This window comes from Sedimentitalea xiamensis (assembly GCF_030164465.1).
Taxonomy (GTDB): domain Bacteria; phylum Pseudomonadota; class Alphaproteobacteria; order Rhodobacterales; family Rhodobacteraceae; genus Sedimentitalea; species Sedimentitalea xiamensis.
Map to the genome: position 1 here is coordinate 58,933 of NZ_JASNJE010000008.1, position 13,246 is coordinate 72,178.

Consider the following 13,246-nt stretch of genomic DNA (forward strand, 5'->3'; position numbering starts at 1 on the left):
ACAGATCCAAAGGACGCCCACAATGTGCGCCGACACGACCGAAACCGTTGACTACAAATCCACCCTGAACCTGCCGAAGACCGGTTTTCCCATGCGGGCCGGCCTGCCGACCCGTGAACCGGCCTGGCTTGACCGCTGGGCCGAGATGGACATCTACGGCCGGCTCAGGGCCAAGACCAACCGCCCCCCCTTCATCCTGCATGACGGGCCGCCCTACGCCAACGGGCACCTGCACATCGGGCACGCGCTGAACAAGATCCTCAAGGACATGGTGGTGCGCAGCCAGCAGATGATGGGCAGGGACGCGCGCTACATCCCCGGCTGGGACTGCCACGGCCTGCCGATCGAATGGAAGATCGAAGAGAAATACCGCGCCAAGGGCCGCGACAAGGACGAAGTGTCGAAGATCGAGTTCCGCAAGGAATGCCGCGACTTCGCCGCCGGCTGGATCGACATCCAGCGCGAGGAATTCAAGCGCCTCGGCGTCACCGGCAACTGGGCCGATCCCTATCTCACGATGAATTTCCATGCCGAACGGGTGATCGCCGAGGAATTCCAGAAATTCCTGATGAACGGCACGCTCTATCAGGGCAGCAAGCCGGTGATGTGGAGCCCCGTCGAACAGACGGCGCTGGCCGAGGCCGAGGTCGAGTATCACGACAAGGAGAGCTTCACGATCTGGGTGAAGTTCCGGGTTGCTGCTGCTAATCATGATCTGAAGATCAGCTTGGGTGAAAACTCAAAGCGAATGCTGAAGCCTGCGGACTCTACCTCGACGGACCACGCCGTTGTTCATGATAGCCGCGACTTACTCGATGCGCATGTGGTCATCTGGACCACCACCCCGTGGACCATCCCGTCCAACAAGGGCGTCGTCTATGGCGAAGCCTTCGACTATGGCCTTTACGAAGTCACCGGCACACCGGAGGAATCCTGGGCCAATGTGGGCGACCGCTTCATCCTCGCCGACAAGCGGGCCGAGGATGTGATGACCCGCGCCCGGCTGGACCCCGGCATGTGGAAACGCCTGCGGAGCGTGACGGCGGATGAACTCTCGGGCCTCACCCTGGAACATCCGCTCGCCGGCGTCGAAAGTGGCGAAGGCGAATGGGACGCCCCGCGCGATTTCCGCGCCGCGCCCTTCGTGACGGATGAGGACGGCACCGGTTTCGTCCATTGCGCGCCCTCCCACGGGATGGACGAATTCGAACTCTACCGCGACGCTGGGATGCTGGCCGAGGTGATCACCTACAACGTCGAACCGGACGGCACCTTCCGCGCCGATCTGCCGCTGTTCGGCGGCAAGGCGATCCTGAAGCCCAACGGCAAAGAGGGCGACGCCAACACCGCCGTCATCGACAAGCTCGCCTCCGTCGGCGGGCTGCTTGCGCGCGGCAAGATCAAGCATTCCTATCCGCATAGCTGGCGGTCCAAGGCCCCGGTGATCTACCGCAACACGCCGCAATGGTTCGCCGCCATCGACCGTCCCGTGGGCGACGGGCAGGATACCTATGGCACCACGATCCGCGAACGCGCGCTGCGCAGCATCGACGAACTGGTGACATGGACGCCGAAGACCGGACGCAACCGGCTCTATTCGATGATCGAGGCGCGGCCGGACTGGGTGCTCAGCCGCCAGCGCGCCTGGGGCGTGCCGCTAACCTGTTTCGTCAGAAAGGGCGCGCACCCGTCCGATGACGATTTCCTGTTGCGCAACGATGAGGTCAATGCCCGCATCCTGGAAGCCTTCGAGGCCGAAGGCGCGGACGCATGGTATCAGGATGGCGCGAAACGGCGATTCCTGGAAGGACTGGTCGACCCGGACGCCTACGAGCAGGTGTTCGATATCCTCGATGTCTGGTTCGATTCCGGGTCGACCCACGCCTTCGTGCTGCGCGACCGCGTCGATGGCGCAGAGGACGGTCTGGCGGACCTTTACCTCGAAGGCACCGACCAGCACCGGGGATGGTTCCATTCCTCAATGCTGCAAAGCTGCGGCACCCGGGGCCGCGCGCCCTACCGGGGGGTGCTGACCCACGGCTTCACGCTGGACGAGAAGGGCAACAAGATGTCCAAATCGCTCGGCAACACCATCGTGCCGGACGCGGTGGTGAAGCAATACGGCGCGGATATCCTGCGGTTGTGGGTGGCGCAGACCGACTACACCGCCGACCAGAGGATCGGACCCGAGATCCTGAAGGGCGTCGCCGACAGCTATCGCCGCCTGCGCAACACCATGCGGTTCATGCTGGGCAGTCTCAACGACTTCACCGAAGCCGACCGGACGGATGCGGCGGAGATGCCGGAACTGGAACGCTGGGTTCTGCACCGGCTGGCGGAACTGGATGAGGTGGTGCGCAAGGGCTATGACGCCTATGATTTCCAGGGGGTGTTCCAGGCCGTGTTCACCTTTGCGACGGTCGATCTCAGCGCCTTCTATTTCGATATCCGCAAGGACGCGCTCTATTGCGACGGCGACACGCCGCGCCGCCGCGCCGCGCGCACTGTCCTTGACATCCTGTTCCACCGCCTGACCGCCTGGCTTGCGCCGGTTCTGGTGTTCACCATGGAAGAGGTCTGGCTCGAACGGTTCCCCGGCGATGACAGTTCGGTGCATCTGACCGACATGCCCGAAACCCCCGCCGGCTGGCGCGACCCGGACCTGGCGGCGAAATGGACGATGATCCGGCAGGCCCGCCGGGTGGTGACTGCGGCGCTGGAAGTGCAGCGCACCGACAAGGTGATCGGCGCCAGCCTCGAAGCCGCGCCGGTGGTGCACGTGGCCGACCCGGACATGCTGTCGGCACTGAAATCGGTGGACTTCGACGATCTCTGCATCACGTCGGACCTGGTGCTCACCGGCGATCCGAGCCCCGCCGAGGCGTTCCGGTTCCCGGAAACCGAAGGCGTGGGTGTGGTGTTCGAAAAGGCCGAGGGCGCGAAATGCCAGCGCTGCTGGAAGATCCTGCCCGACGTGGGCCAGCACGGGCATGCGGGCGTCTGCGGGCGCTGTGACAGCGCCCTGACCTGATACGGCGCCGCCGGCGCGCACGGTCAGACGTTGCGCCGGCGGCAGGGCGGATCCGGCGTTCCCGGCCGAAAGACGCCGCGGCCTGCCCCTTCATCTTTGCATCAAATACTCGAACAAGACGACAGCAAGAAGCGCCGCGCTTGTCCTTGTCGTTGACCTTTCCGGCGGAATGGCCGTAACTGGCGGGCGCGCAGAACGGCAGCCTTCATGACCCTTTTCGTTTTCCTCGCCGTCCTTTTCGCGGCCTTCCTGCACGCTCTGTGGAACGCGTTGATCAAGGTCGGTGTCTCCAAGGTGACGGGGATGCTGATCATGACGCTGGTTCAGGGCGGGCTGGGGCTGGTCGTCGCACTGACGCGGCCCTGGCCGGCGGCCGATGTGGTGCCTTGGCTGCTGGCCTCGGGCGTGTTTCATGCGGGATACAAGCTGTTTCTGGCCTTTGCCTATGAACAGGGCGACCTGAGCCGGGTCTACCCGATCGCCCGGGGCGCGGCGCCGATGGTCGTCACCGGCATCAGCGCCCTGTTTCTGGCCGATGCGATCGCACCGGCGGAATATGCCGGCATCCTGGTGCTTGGAACCGGCATCGCGGTGATGGCGCGGGGCGCGTTCAGGAACGGCGAATCCCGCCGGCTGGTGCCGCTGGCTCTGGGGTCGGCCCTGATGACGGCGGGCTATTCGCTGGTCGACGGGCTGGGCGCGCGCGTGTCGGGCGATGCGGTGATGTATGTGGGCTGGCTGTTCGCGCTGGACGCGGTGATCTTCACGCCGATCTGCATCGCCCTGCGCGGCGGCGCGGTGCTGCGAGCGGGCGGGCGGGACTGGGCCATGGGCAGCGCCGCGGCGGCGGCGTCCTACGGTGCCTACGCCATCGCGGTCTGGGCGATGACGCAGGCGCCCATCGCGCTGGTGGCGGCGCTGCGGGAAAGTTCAATCCTGTTCGCGGTGCTGATCGGCTGGCTGGCCTTCGGTGACCGCATGGATGCGGGCAAGGCGCTGGCAGCGGGGCTGATCGTGCTGGGCATGATGCTGACAAGGCTCTAGACTCCGTGACCATGCCCCGAACCGAGAGCCCCGACTTGCGCCTGACAATCGACACGCCCACCGGCCCCGTGACCCTGACGGAACGCGACGGCGCGATCACCAGGCTGACCTGGGGCGGGCAGGCGGCTGATCGGAGCGATCTGCTCGATGCGGCGGCGCGGCAGCTCGCGGCCTATTTCGCGGATGCGACCGCCGGCTTCGATCTGCCGCTGCGGGTGGAGGGGAGCGATTTCCAGCGCGCGGTCTGCGCCGCCATGTGTCGCATTCCCGCCGGTCAGACCCGGACCTATGGCGACATCGCCTCGGATCTGGGCGTTCCGCCGCAGGCCGTAGGGCAGGCCTGCGGCAGGAACCCGATCCCGATCATCATTCCCTGCCACCGGGTTCTTGCCGCCGCCGGTCTTGGTGGATTTTCCGGCGCGGGCGGGATAGAGAGCAAGATTGCACTGCTGCGCCATGAAGGCGCCGCAGGATTGCTGATCTAGATCAAGGCGCTGCGCACGCACGCCATCGACTGTGAACGAAATGACAAAACGAGGAGTCGGCAATGACCGCACCCGGAGACCGCGCTGCGCTGAAAAAGGCCATCCACGACAAGCTGATGTCACTGGAAGAGGCGGAACTTGCGACCGCGAAGGCGCATTATGAAAACTACCTGACGGAAAGCCGGCTGGACAGCCGGGAGACCCGCGACACCGACGATCTGGCCGATGCCCGCGAAAGCGCCGATCTGGCGGCGGCGTTCGATCATCCGGTGCACACGCATCACGCCAAGATCGACGCCATCGAGAACGCCGACTTCTCGCTGACGGACACGGTTGGGCCCGGCGCCGTGGTGGCGTTCAACAACCGGCATTTCGTGGTCATCGTATCGACGGTCAAGTTCGAGTGCGGGGGCGAAACCTACATGGGAATCTCGACCCAGAGCCCGATCTACAAGGCGATGCAGGGCCTGAAGGCAGGCGAATCCTTTTCCTTCAACGGGCGCGAGATCGTGCTAGACGACGTGATGTGATCGCGTGGTCTCAGTCGGCGTCGGGCAGCGGTATGATCTGCTGCGCGATGCCGGCGAAGACCAGGTAGACGCTGGTCACGATCAACCCCCAATGCGCCCAGCTTTCCGGGTGGAAGTCCACCCAGGCCGCCCATCCGGCAAAGAAGGTCCAGCCCAGAGCCATCGGCAGGGTCACGGCGCGCCAGCGTTCCGTGCGCACCGGGTGCACGAACTTGAGCGGCAGGAACATGGCGATCGACAGCGCCGTGACCAGCGCCAGGATCACCCAGAAATTCGGCTCCAGCGCAAAAACCACGAGAACCACCATGTTCCAGCAACCGGGAAAGCCCGAGAACGAATTGTCCTTGGTTTTCATGCGGGTGTCGCAGAAATACATCGCGCTGGCGAAGGTGATGACGATGATTGCGACCCATCCGGTCCAGCCATCCATCAACCCGGACTGAAACAGCGCGAAGGCCGGGATGAAGACATAGGTCAGATAGTCGATGATCAGGTCGAGCAACACGCCGTCGAACTGCGGCGCATAGTGCTTGACGTGGTATCGGCGCGCCAGCGGTCCGTCGATGCCATCGACGAAGAAGGCGACGACGAGCCAGAGGAACATGAGGCTCCATTTGGTTTCGGCGGCGGCGAGCATGGCAAGCATGGCGAACACCGCGCCGGTGGCCGTGAACAGATGGACGAGAAGGGCGCGCATGGACAAGGTCATGCCCCGTTCTGCCGGATACGTTTTTGGGATGCAAAGCAAAAAACGGTTTTTGTCAGAGCGGTCCGGTTTTCGCGGCCAGGGCGGTCACGCCTTGGGATGGGTGCGGTTGTAGACATCCATCAGATGCGCCGTGTCGACGGCGGTATAGGCCTGGGTCGTCGATAGTGACGCATGTCCCAGCAGTTCCTGAATGGCGCGCAGATCACCGCCCGCTTCCAGAAGATGGGTGGCGAAGCTGTGGCGCATGGCGTGGGGCGTCGCGGTGGCGGGCAGGCCGAGCTGAAGGCGCGTCCGCGCCATCACATCCTGGATCGTGCGCGGGTTCAGGGCGCCGCCGCGCACCCCGCGGAACAGCGGTTCGCTGCCGGTCAACGGATGCGGGCAGAGGCGGATATAGGCGGCCACCGAGTCGCGCGCGACATCCAGAACCGGCACCACCCGTTCCTTGCCGCCCTTGCCGACGATCCGCAGGACCCTGGGCAGCGGCGCGTCGGCCCCGGTCAGCCCCAGCGCTTCGGAGATGCGCAGCCCGCAGCCGTAAAGAAGCGTCAGAACCGCCGAATCCCGCGCGGCGACCCATGCCGTCGCATGTTGCAGGTCGACGGTTTCGATCATCGCGCGGGCGGCGTCCGGGGCCAGTGGGCGCGGCAGTTTCTTCTGGAACCTGGGGGACCGGGTGGACAGGACGGCGGTGGGTTCGAAGCCTTCGCGCTCCGCCAGCCAGCGGTAGAAATTCTTGACGGCGGACAGCTTGCGCGCCAGCGACCGGGCGCCGACCCCGCCGCTGCGGGCATGGGCCATCCAGGCCCGCATGTCGGCGACGGAGATCCTCTCCAGGGCGCGCAAGCCCTGCGGGGCGCCGTGATGCAGCGTCATGAAGGACAGGAAATCGCCGACATCGCCCTGATAGGCGGTGATGGTGTTGTCCGCCGCGCCGGCCAGCGCCTTCTGCCCTTCGAGCCAGTGCTGGAGGGCGTCGCGGCAGGCCGGCGAGATCAGGGTCACGACAGCCAGCGGCGCATCGAACGTTCCAGCACACCGGTGAAGAAGGCCATCAGGTCCGTGCCCTGTTGCGGGCTGAACCGCTTCGGGTCCTCGGAGCCGAGCAGGAGCATCCCCGGCAGGCGATCCGCGCCCAGATCCAGTTTCAGGCAGGCTTCGGACCGGATCCATTCGGCGGCCTTGCCATAGACCCGTTCCGATGCCCCTTCGACCGCGCGCAACGTGATCTGCCGCGGCGCGTTGCCCCGTTCCCGCGTCAGATAGCTGTCGATGAAGCCCGGTTCTTCCACCGTCAGGATGCCGTCGTGCTGACGACCGGCCGGATCGGCGGACTCCAGGACCAGGGTCACGGTATCCACCCGCAGGATCTCGGCCACGTCCCCGCCGAGGTCGCGCAGGAACTGTTCGAAATCGCCCGCGTCGAGCATCCGCAGGATCGCCCGATGCACCTGGTTGGTGCCTGCGAGGTTCTCATAGGCGGCGGCGATCACGCTTTGATGGGTGTTTTCCAGCCGGTCCAGCCGGTTTTCCAGCCGGTCCATCGCGATGCCGCGCATGTCCACGATGTTACCGCCCATGGCCCGTTCATTGGCGCCGATCAGGGCGCGCATCACGTCGTGATCGTCCAGAATGGCGTCCGGCTTGGCGATGATCGCGGCGCGCAGGGCGTCTTCGAGTTTCTGACTGCTGCTCATGGGAACCTCTTGTTGTTTTCGGGCCTTATAGCACGGCCCTTGGTATCGGGTCGCTGACCAATCCGAAACAAAAGTAAAACTTGTATTAAATTCACCACGCCCGCCGCGGCGGAATGGGCGTGGTGTGCCGGCGTCGCCGCGGTCAGAGGATCTTCTGGCCGGTCTTCGCCCAGTCGGCCATGAACTGTTCCAGTCCCTTGTCGGTCAGCGGGTGGCTGGCCAGGGCCTTGATGACGCCCGGCGGCGCGGTGATCACGTCGGCGCCGATGCGGGCGCTTTCGGTGACGTGGTTCACGGTCCGGATCGAGGCCGCGAGGATCTGGGTTTCGAAACCGTAATTGTCATAGATCGTCCGGATGTCGGCGATCAGCTCCATCCCGTCGAGATTGATGTCATCCAGCCGTCCGATGAAGGGGCTGATGAAGGTCGCGCCGGCCTTTGCCGCCAGCAGCGCCTGATTGGCCGAGAAACACAGGGTGACGTTCACCATATGGCCTTCGCCGCTGAGCACCTTGCAGGTTTTCAGACCGTCCCAGGTCAGCGGCACCTTGACCGCGATGTTGTCGGCGATGGCGGCAAGCTTGCGGCCCTCGGCGATCATTTCGTCGGCGTTCAGGGCGACCACTTCGGCGGACACGGGGCCGTCCACCAGGTCGCAGATTTCTTTGGTGACTTCGAGAATGTCGCGGCCCGATTTCAGAATCAGCGACGGGTTGGTGGTGACGCCATCGACCATGCCGAGAGCGTTGAGTTCGGCAATCGCGTCGATTTCGGCAGTGTCTACGAAGAATTTCATGGGCAGCGTCCTTTGATGGGTTGGCCTTGGATCGGCTTGGCTTTACCCCATGAGCGGAGATGATCAAACCCCCAGAGAGGCGCGGCAGGTTGAGCGAGCGGGATTTCTTCGATCATGGCGCGCTCGTGGCCGTTCTGACGACGCAACCGCTTGACCGGCTGCTGGATTACAAGGCGCCCGAGGGGGGCTGCATGACCGGAGCATTCGTCGAGGTTCCCCTGGGACCGCGCAAGGTTCTCGGTGTGGTCTGGGGGCCGGGACAGGGCGATTTCGACCCGGCTAGGGTGCGCTCGGTCATCCGTGTGCTGGACGTGGCCCCGATGCGCGACGAGATGAAGACCTTCCTCACCCGCGCGGCGGATTACACCCTGACGCCGATGCCCGCGATGCTGCGCCTGGCGACGCGCGCGCCGGGCCTGTCGGACCCGCCGTCGATGCGCAAGGTCTATCGGCGCGGCGCGGGCGATCCTGATAGGATGACCGACGCGCGCCGGCGGGTGATCGCGGCGCTCGACGACTTTGGCAGCCTGTCCTTCACGCTGAAGGAGCTGGCGGACATGGCCGGGGTCACGACATCGGTGGTCAAGGGGCTGGTGAAACAGGGCGTCGTGCGCGAAGAGGACAGCCCGCGCGATCTGCCCTTGCCCCGGCTGGACCCGGCGCGGCCCGGCAAGGAGCTGACCGCGGACCAGGCCGCCGCCGCAAGGATCCTGTGCGAGTCCATTCGCGGCGAAAGCTATGGCACGACCCTGCTCAAGGGCGTCACCGGGTCCGGCAAGACCGAAGTCTACCTGGAAGCGGTGGCGGAATGCCTGCGCCGGGGGCGGCAGGCGCTGGTCCTGTTGCCGGAAATCGCCCTGACGGCCGAATTCCTGACGCGGGTTCAATCCCGGTTCGGGGCGCTTCCGGCAGAGTGGCATTCGGGCGTGACCATGACCGAACGCAGGCGGGTCTGGAAAATGGTCGGCCGGGGCGAGGCCCAGCTCGTGGTCGGCGCGCGGTCAGCGCTTTTCCTGCCGTTCCAGAACCTCGGCCTCATCATCGTCGACGAAGAACACGACACGTCCTACAAGCAGGAAGACGGGGTGCTCTACAACGCGCGGGACATGGCGGTGCTGCGCGCGGCGATCTGCGGCGCGCAGGTGGTTCTGGCCAGCGCTACCCCCAGCCTGGAAAGCTGGGCGAACGCGCAGTCCGGCAAATACGGCATGGTGGAACTCGGATCGCGGTTTGGCCCGGCGGTGATGCCCGAGATGCGGGCCATCGACATGCGGGCCGAAAAGATGCAGGCCGGCACCTGGATTTCACCGACCCTGCGCAGGGCGGTCGAGGAGCGGCTGGCCAGGAACGAACAGGCGATGCTGTTCATCAACCGCCGGGGGTTCGCGCCGGTGACGCTGTGCCGGGCCTGCGGCCAGCAGATCGCGTGCGATCATTGCGATTCCCGGATGGTGGAACACCGGTTTCTGAAACGGCTGATGTGCCACCAATGCGGCGAGACACGGCCGATCCCGACCGTCTGCCCGTCCTGCGGGGCAGAGGACAAGCTCGCCCCCGTCGGCCCCGGCGTCGAACGGTTGGGCGAAGAGGCCGCGCAGGTCTTTCCCGATGCCCGCATCGCGGTGCTGAGCTCCGATCTCTTCGGCTCCGCGAGGGCGCTCAAGGCCGAGATCGAGAAGATCGCCGCCGGCGAGGCCGACATCGTCATCGGTACGCAACTGGTTGCCAAGGGGCACAATTTTCCGCTGCTGACCCTGGTGGGCGTGATCGACGCCGACCTGGGGTTGCAGGGGGCGGACCTGCGCGCCGCCGAACGCACCTTTCAACTGATGCGGCAGGTCGCCGGGCGGGCAGGCCGGGCCGACAAGCCGGGAACCGCGCTGTTGCAGACCTTTCAGCCGGAACATCCGGTGATCCGGGCGATCCTGTCGGGGGACGAAACCGCGTTCTGGCGTACCGAGGCCGCGGAACGGGACGCGGCGGGCGTGCCGCCCTTCGGGCGCCTGGCGGGCATCATCCTGTCCGGGCCGGACGTGGCGCAGGTGTTCGATCTGGGCAACGCCCTGGCCCGCAACGATGCGCCGCTGCGCGCCATCGGGGCGCAGGTGTTCGGCCCGGCGGCCGCGCCGATCGCGCGGATTCGCGGTCGTCACCGGGTGCGGCTGCTGGTCAAGGCGGCGAAATCCGCGCCGCTGCAGGACGCGCTGGCCCGCTGGATCGCGCCGGTCCGGCTGAAGGGCGACCTGCGGCTGAGCGTGGATATCGACCCGCAGAGTTTCTACTAGTCCCCGGATCGGGCGCGGACGGGTTCATGCCAGCGCCGCTTCGGCAGGCTGATCCACCAGCAGGTCCGTGAGCACCGCGCCGATCCACATGAAGAACAGGGCGCACCACGCCGTTCCGACAAAGATCGACCCGCCGGTCACGCCGGCGCCGATGGCGCATCCTCCGGCCAGCATGCCGCCAAAGCCCATGAGGGCGGCCCCGATCATGGCCTTGCGCATGGTGGCGGGACCGTCGAACGCCTGCCATTTCAGCTCGCCCGTGAACCCCGCCGCGAACAGAGCGCCGAGAAAGACGCCGGGCACCAGACCGACATCGAATTCGAGGATGGCGTTGCGATCCAGGAAGAACATCAGCGTGTGGGCGGACGGGCCGGTGAAGGTCGCGCTTTCGATCTGCACCGGTTCGAACGCCACTTGCGAAAGCGAATAGGTCAGCACCCAGCCCAGGGCGACCGCGAAACCGACGCCCGATGCGAAGACCAGCCGCGACGCGCCGATCCGGTTCCGCCGCGACAGGACAAGTGCGACCACCGCGATCAGCAGCCCCAGGACCAGCCCCGCCCATTGCGGAACGCCGATGGTCGACAGCAGGTTCATGTTACGCCCGCCCTCGGTGATCCAGAGCGCCGCGATCCTGTCCCGCAGCGGCGACAGGATGCCCGAGAGGCTCATCTGGGCGACCACGGCGAAGATCAGTCCCGACACGATGGATCGCATGTTGCCGGTCGCCGCCAGAACCAGCAGGCGGCCCGAACAGCCGCGCGCCAGCACCATGCCGGCGCCGAACATCAGGCCGCCGACGATGGCGCCGGACCAGCTTCCGGGCACGGCCATCATCCGGGCGTCAGCACTGTTCATCAGCCCGAAAAGCTGCGCGGCCTGCACCCAGACCAGCGCCGTTGAAAAGGTCAGAAGCCAGACGGCCACCTTGTCTCCCATCCGGCCCCGTGCAAATTCGACCGTCGCCGCGCGCAGGCAGAACCGGGATCGCTGTGCCGCGATTCCGAACACCGTGCCGGTGACGAGTCCGAACAGGGCGGCGACAGGCGCTTCGCCGATGCGGTCGATGAGGCCTACGAGATCCATGGGCGCGCTCCGAATTCATTCACGAAACGCGATATATTGAAAACGCGGGCCGCGCGCATTGATGCAGATCAGATGCGTATCCGGCTGCGCCGGGCTAGGGCCCGCAGGGCCGCATCCCGTTCCCGCCCGCAGGCAAGAAAATGGCTCGCCAAGGTTCGCGAAGGGGCGTATGCCGTTCACATGACAACCATCGTTCCCATATCGGAGGCGCGGCAGATGCCATTGTGGCGCAGGCCGACGACGCTGCTCTTCGTGATGTCGATGTCGATGCCGGTCGCATTCTATGCCTGGTATGCGCTGCTGAACAACTTCGTGATCGAGGTTGCGGGCTTTGACGGGGCCGATATCGGGTTGTTGCACACGGTGCGCGAGATTCCCGGTTTCCTCGCCGTCGGCGTGATCGCCATCATCATCTTCGTGCGCGAACAAGTGCTGGGCCTGGTGTCGCTGGCCCTGCTGGGCGTTGCCACCGCCTTCACCGCCTGGCTGCCGAGCCTTGGCGGGCTGCTGTTCCTGACGCTGCTCAGTTCCATCGGGTTCCATTACTACGAAACCGTGAACCAGTCCCTGCAATTGCAATGGCTGCCCAAGGACCGCGCGCCGCAGATGCTGGGCTGGATCATGGGCGCGAGTTCCGCGACGACGCTGGTGGTCTTCGTCCTGATCGTGCTGATGTGGGAACCCCTGGGGCTGACCTACAACCTCGTGTTCATGACGGCGGGCGGCGTGACCTTTGCCATGGCCGTGCTGTGCATGGTTCTTTACCCGCAGTTCGAAGCGCCGCATCCGCAGGTCAAGAAGATGGTGCTGCGCAGGCGCTATTGGCTGTATTACGCGTTGCAGTTCATGTCCGGGGCCCGGCGGCAGATCTTCATGGTCTTCGCGGGCTTCATGATGGTCGAGAATTTCGGCTTCAAGGTGCACGAACTGACGGGGCTCTACCTGATCAACCTGATCGTCAACATGCTCGTCGCGCCCTTTCTCGGCAAGGCGGTGGGGCATTTCGGCGAACGCCGCACGCTGATCTGCGAATACATCGGCCTGGCCATCGTGTTCCTGATGTATGGCGGCGTCTACTGGTTCGGATGGGGCGTGGCGCTGGCGGCGACGCTCTATGTGGTGGATCATATTCTGTTCGGGCTGGCGCTGGCCCTGAAAACCTATTTCCAGAAGATCGCGGATCCGGGCGACATTGCGCCTACGGCCGCCGTCGCCTTCACCATCAACCACATCGCGGCGGTGTTCCTGCCGGTGCTGCTGGGGCTGCTCTGGGTGGTGTCCCCGTCGGCCGTGTTCGGGCTGGCGGCCTGCATGGCGCTGATCTCGCTGAGCCTGGCGATGCTGATCCCGCGCCACCCCGAACCGGGTCACGAGACGATCTTTGCGCGCGGGCTGCCTGCGCCCGCCGAATAGGGCCATGGCCGGGCAGGGGCGGTTCCAGCCCCCGGCGTCATCTATGCCCAGGCGGCCAACGTGCTGGCGGGCGGGGCCGCGGCCTTCCGGGGCTGGCGTTTCGTGGTCGGACCGGTCCGCGGGCAGCTTCCCGCGCTTGACCTCGTCCCGCCGCGTCCCTACGCGCATGC

The 13,246-nt window shown here is 65.7% G+C and carries 11 protein-coding genes; 6 read left to right on the top strand and 5 right to left on the bottom strand.

What is annotated here, in order from left to right; all coding sequences use genetic code 11:
• Positions 1-22 precede the first annotated feature (22 nt).
• The 4 genes from ileS (at position 23) to QO034_RS08935 (ending at position 5,090) form a co-directional block, all read left to right on the top strand.
• The gene (ileS, locus tag QO034_RS08920) at positions 23-3,031 is read left to right on the top strand and encodes an isoleucine--tRNA ligase (RefSeq protein WP_284485170.1); all 3,009 of its coding nucleotides are present in this window, start codon (positions 23-25) and stop codon (positions 3,029-3,031) included.
• A gap of 207 nt (positions 3,032-3,238) precedes the next feature.
• Complete coding sequence (locus QO034_RS08925) at positions 3,239-4,075, top strand: DMT family transporter (protein ID WP_284485171.1); 837 nt, start codon at positions 3,239-3,241, stop codon at positions 4,073-4,075.
• Between the two features lie 11 nt (positions 4,076-4,086).
• Complete coding sequence (locus tag QO034_RS08930) at positions 4,087-4,560, top strand: methylated-DNA--[protein]-cysteine S-methyltransferase (RefSeq protein WP_284485252.1); 474 nt, start codon at positions 4,087-4,089, stop codon at positions 4,558-4,560.
• 62 nt (positions 4,561-4,622) lie between these two features.
• Positions 4,623-5,090, top strand: coding sequence for a hypothetical protein (locus QO034_RS08935; RefSeq protein WP_284485172.1), 468 nt, complete (start codon positions 4,623-4,625; stop codon positions 5,088-5,090).
• Positions 5,091-5,100: 10 nt separating this feature from the next.
• On the opposite strand, the gene QO034_RS08940 is transcribed toward QO034_RS08935, so the two are convergent.
• The 4 genes from QO034_RS08940 to fsa form a co-directional block, all read right to left on the bottom strand.
• On the bottom strand, positions 5,101-5,799 hold the full coding sequence (locus QO034_RS08940) for a CDP-alcohol phosphatidyltransferase family protein (RefSeq protein WP_284485173.1): 699 nt from the start codon (positions 5,797-5,799) through the stop codon (positions 5,101-5,103).
• 84 nt (positions 5,800-5,883) lie between these two features.
• Positions 5,884-6,804 (bottom strand): tyrosine recombinase XerC, encoded by a 921-nt coding sequence (locus QO034_RS08945; RefSeq protein WP_284485174.1) that lies wholly within the window; start codon positions 6,802-6,804, stop codon positions 5,884-5,886.
• Positions 6,801-7,496: a DUF484 family protein gene (locus tag QO034_RS08950; protein ID WP_284485175.1), complete on the bottom strand. Its 696-nt coding sequence runs from the start codon at positions 7,494-7,496 to the stop codon at positions 6,801-6,803. Before QO034_RS08950 ends, QO034_RS08945 begins: the two co-directional genes overlap by 4 nt.
• A 142-nt stretch (positions 7,497-7,638) precedes the next feature.
• Positions 7,639-8,292, bottom strand: a complete 654-nt coding sequence (fsa, locus tag QO034_RS08955; protein ID WP_284485176.1) for a fructose-6-phosphate aldolase — start codon at positions 8,290-8,292, stop codon at positions 7,639-7,641.
• A 59-nt stretch (positions 8,293-8,351) separates the two neighbouring features.
• Here fsa and QO034_RS08960 point away from each other — a divergent pair, with 59 nt between their 5' ends.
• Positions 8,352-10,577: a primosomal protein N' gene (locus QO034_RS08960; RefSeq protein WP_284485177.1), complete on the top strand. Its 2,226-nt coding sequence runs from the start codon at positions 8,352-8,354 to the stop codon at positions 10,575-10,577.
• A 24-nt stretch (positions 10,578-10,601) separates the two neighbouring features.
• Here the strand turns inward: QO034_RS08960 and QO034_RS08965 are convergent, their stop codons facing one another.
• Positions 10,602-11,663, bottom strand: a complete 1,062-nt coding sequence (locus tag QO034_RS08965; protein ID WP_284485178.1) for a YeeE/YedE family protein — start codon at positions 11,661-11,663, stop codon at positions 10,602-10,604.
• A 180-nt stretch (positions 11,664-11,843) separates the two neighbouring features.
• Here QO034_RS08965 and QO034_RS08970 point away from each other — a divergent pair, with 180 nt between their 5' ends.
• Positions 11,844-13,076, top strand: coding sequence for an MFS transporter (locus QO034_RS08970; protein ID WP_284485179.1), 1,233 nt, complete (start codon positions 11,844-11,846; stop codon positions 13,074-13,076).
• Positions 13,077-13,246: the final 170 nt, after the last annotated feature.

Excerpts from the sequence above, each read along its gene's own strand:
- ileS (WP_284485170.1), top strand. The coding sequence starts at position 23 with ATGTGCGCCGACACGACCGAAACCGTTGACTACAAATCCACCCTGAAC.
- QO034_RS08925 (WP_284485171.1), top strand. The coding sequence starts at position 3,239 with ATGACCCTTTTCGTTTTCCTCGCCGTCCTTTTCGCGGCCTTCCTGCAC.
- QO034_RS08930 (WP_284485252.1), top strand. The coding sequence starts at position 4,087 with ATGCCCCGAACCGAGAGCCCCGACTTGCGCCTGACAATCGACACGCCC.
- QO034_RS08935 (WP_284485172.1), top strand. The coding sequence starts at position 4,623 with ATGACCGCACCCGGAGACCGCGCTGCGCTGAAAAAGGCCATCCACGAC.
- QO034_RS08940 (WP_284485173.1), bottom strand. The coding sequence starts at position 5,799 with ATGACCTTGTCCATGCGCGCCCTTCTCGTCCATCTGTTCACGGCCACC.
- QO034_RS08950 (WP_284485175.1), bottom strand. The coding sequence starts at position 7,496 with ATGAGCAGCAGTCAGAAACTCGAAGACGCCCTGCGCGCCGCGATCATC.
- fsa (WP_284485176.1), bottom strand. The coding sequence starts at position 8,292 with ATGAAATTCTTCGTAGACACTGCCGAAATCGACGCGATTGCCGAACTC.
- QO034_RS08960 (WP_284485177.1), top strand. The coding sequence starts at position 8,352 with ATGATCAAACCCCCAGAGAGGCGCGGCAGGTTGAGCGAGCGGGATTTC.
- QO034_RS08965 (WP_284485178.1), bottom strand. The coding sequence starts at position 11,663 with ATGGATCTCGTAGGCCTCATCGACCGCATCGGCGAAGCGCCTGTCGCC.
- QO034_RS08970 (WP_284485179.1), top strand. The coding sequence starts at position 11,844 with ATGACAACCATCGTTCCCATATCGGAGGCGCGGCAGATGCCATTGTGG.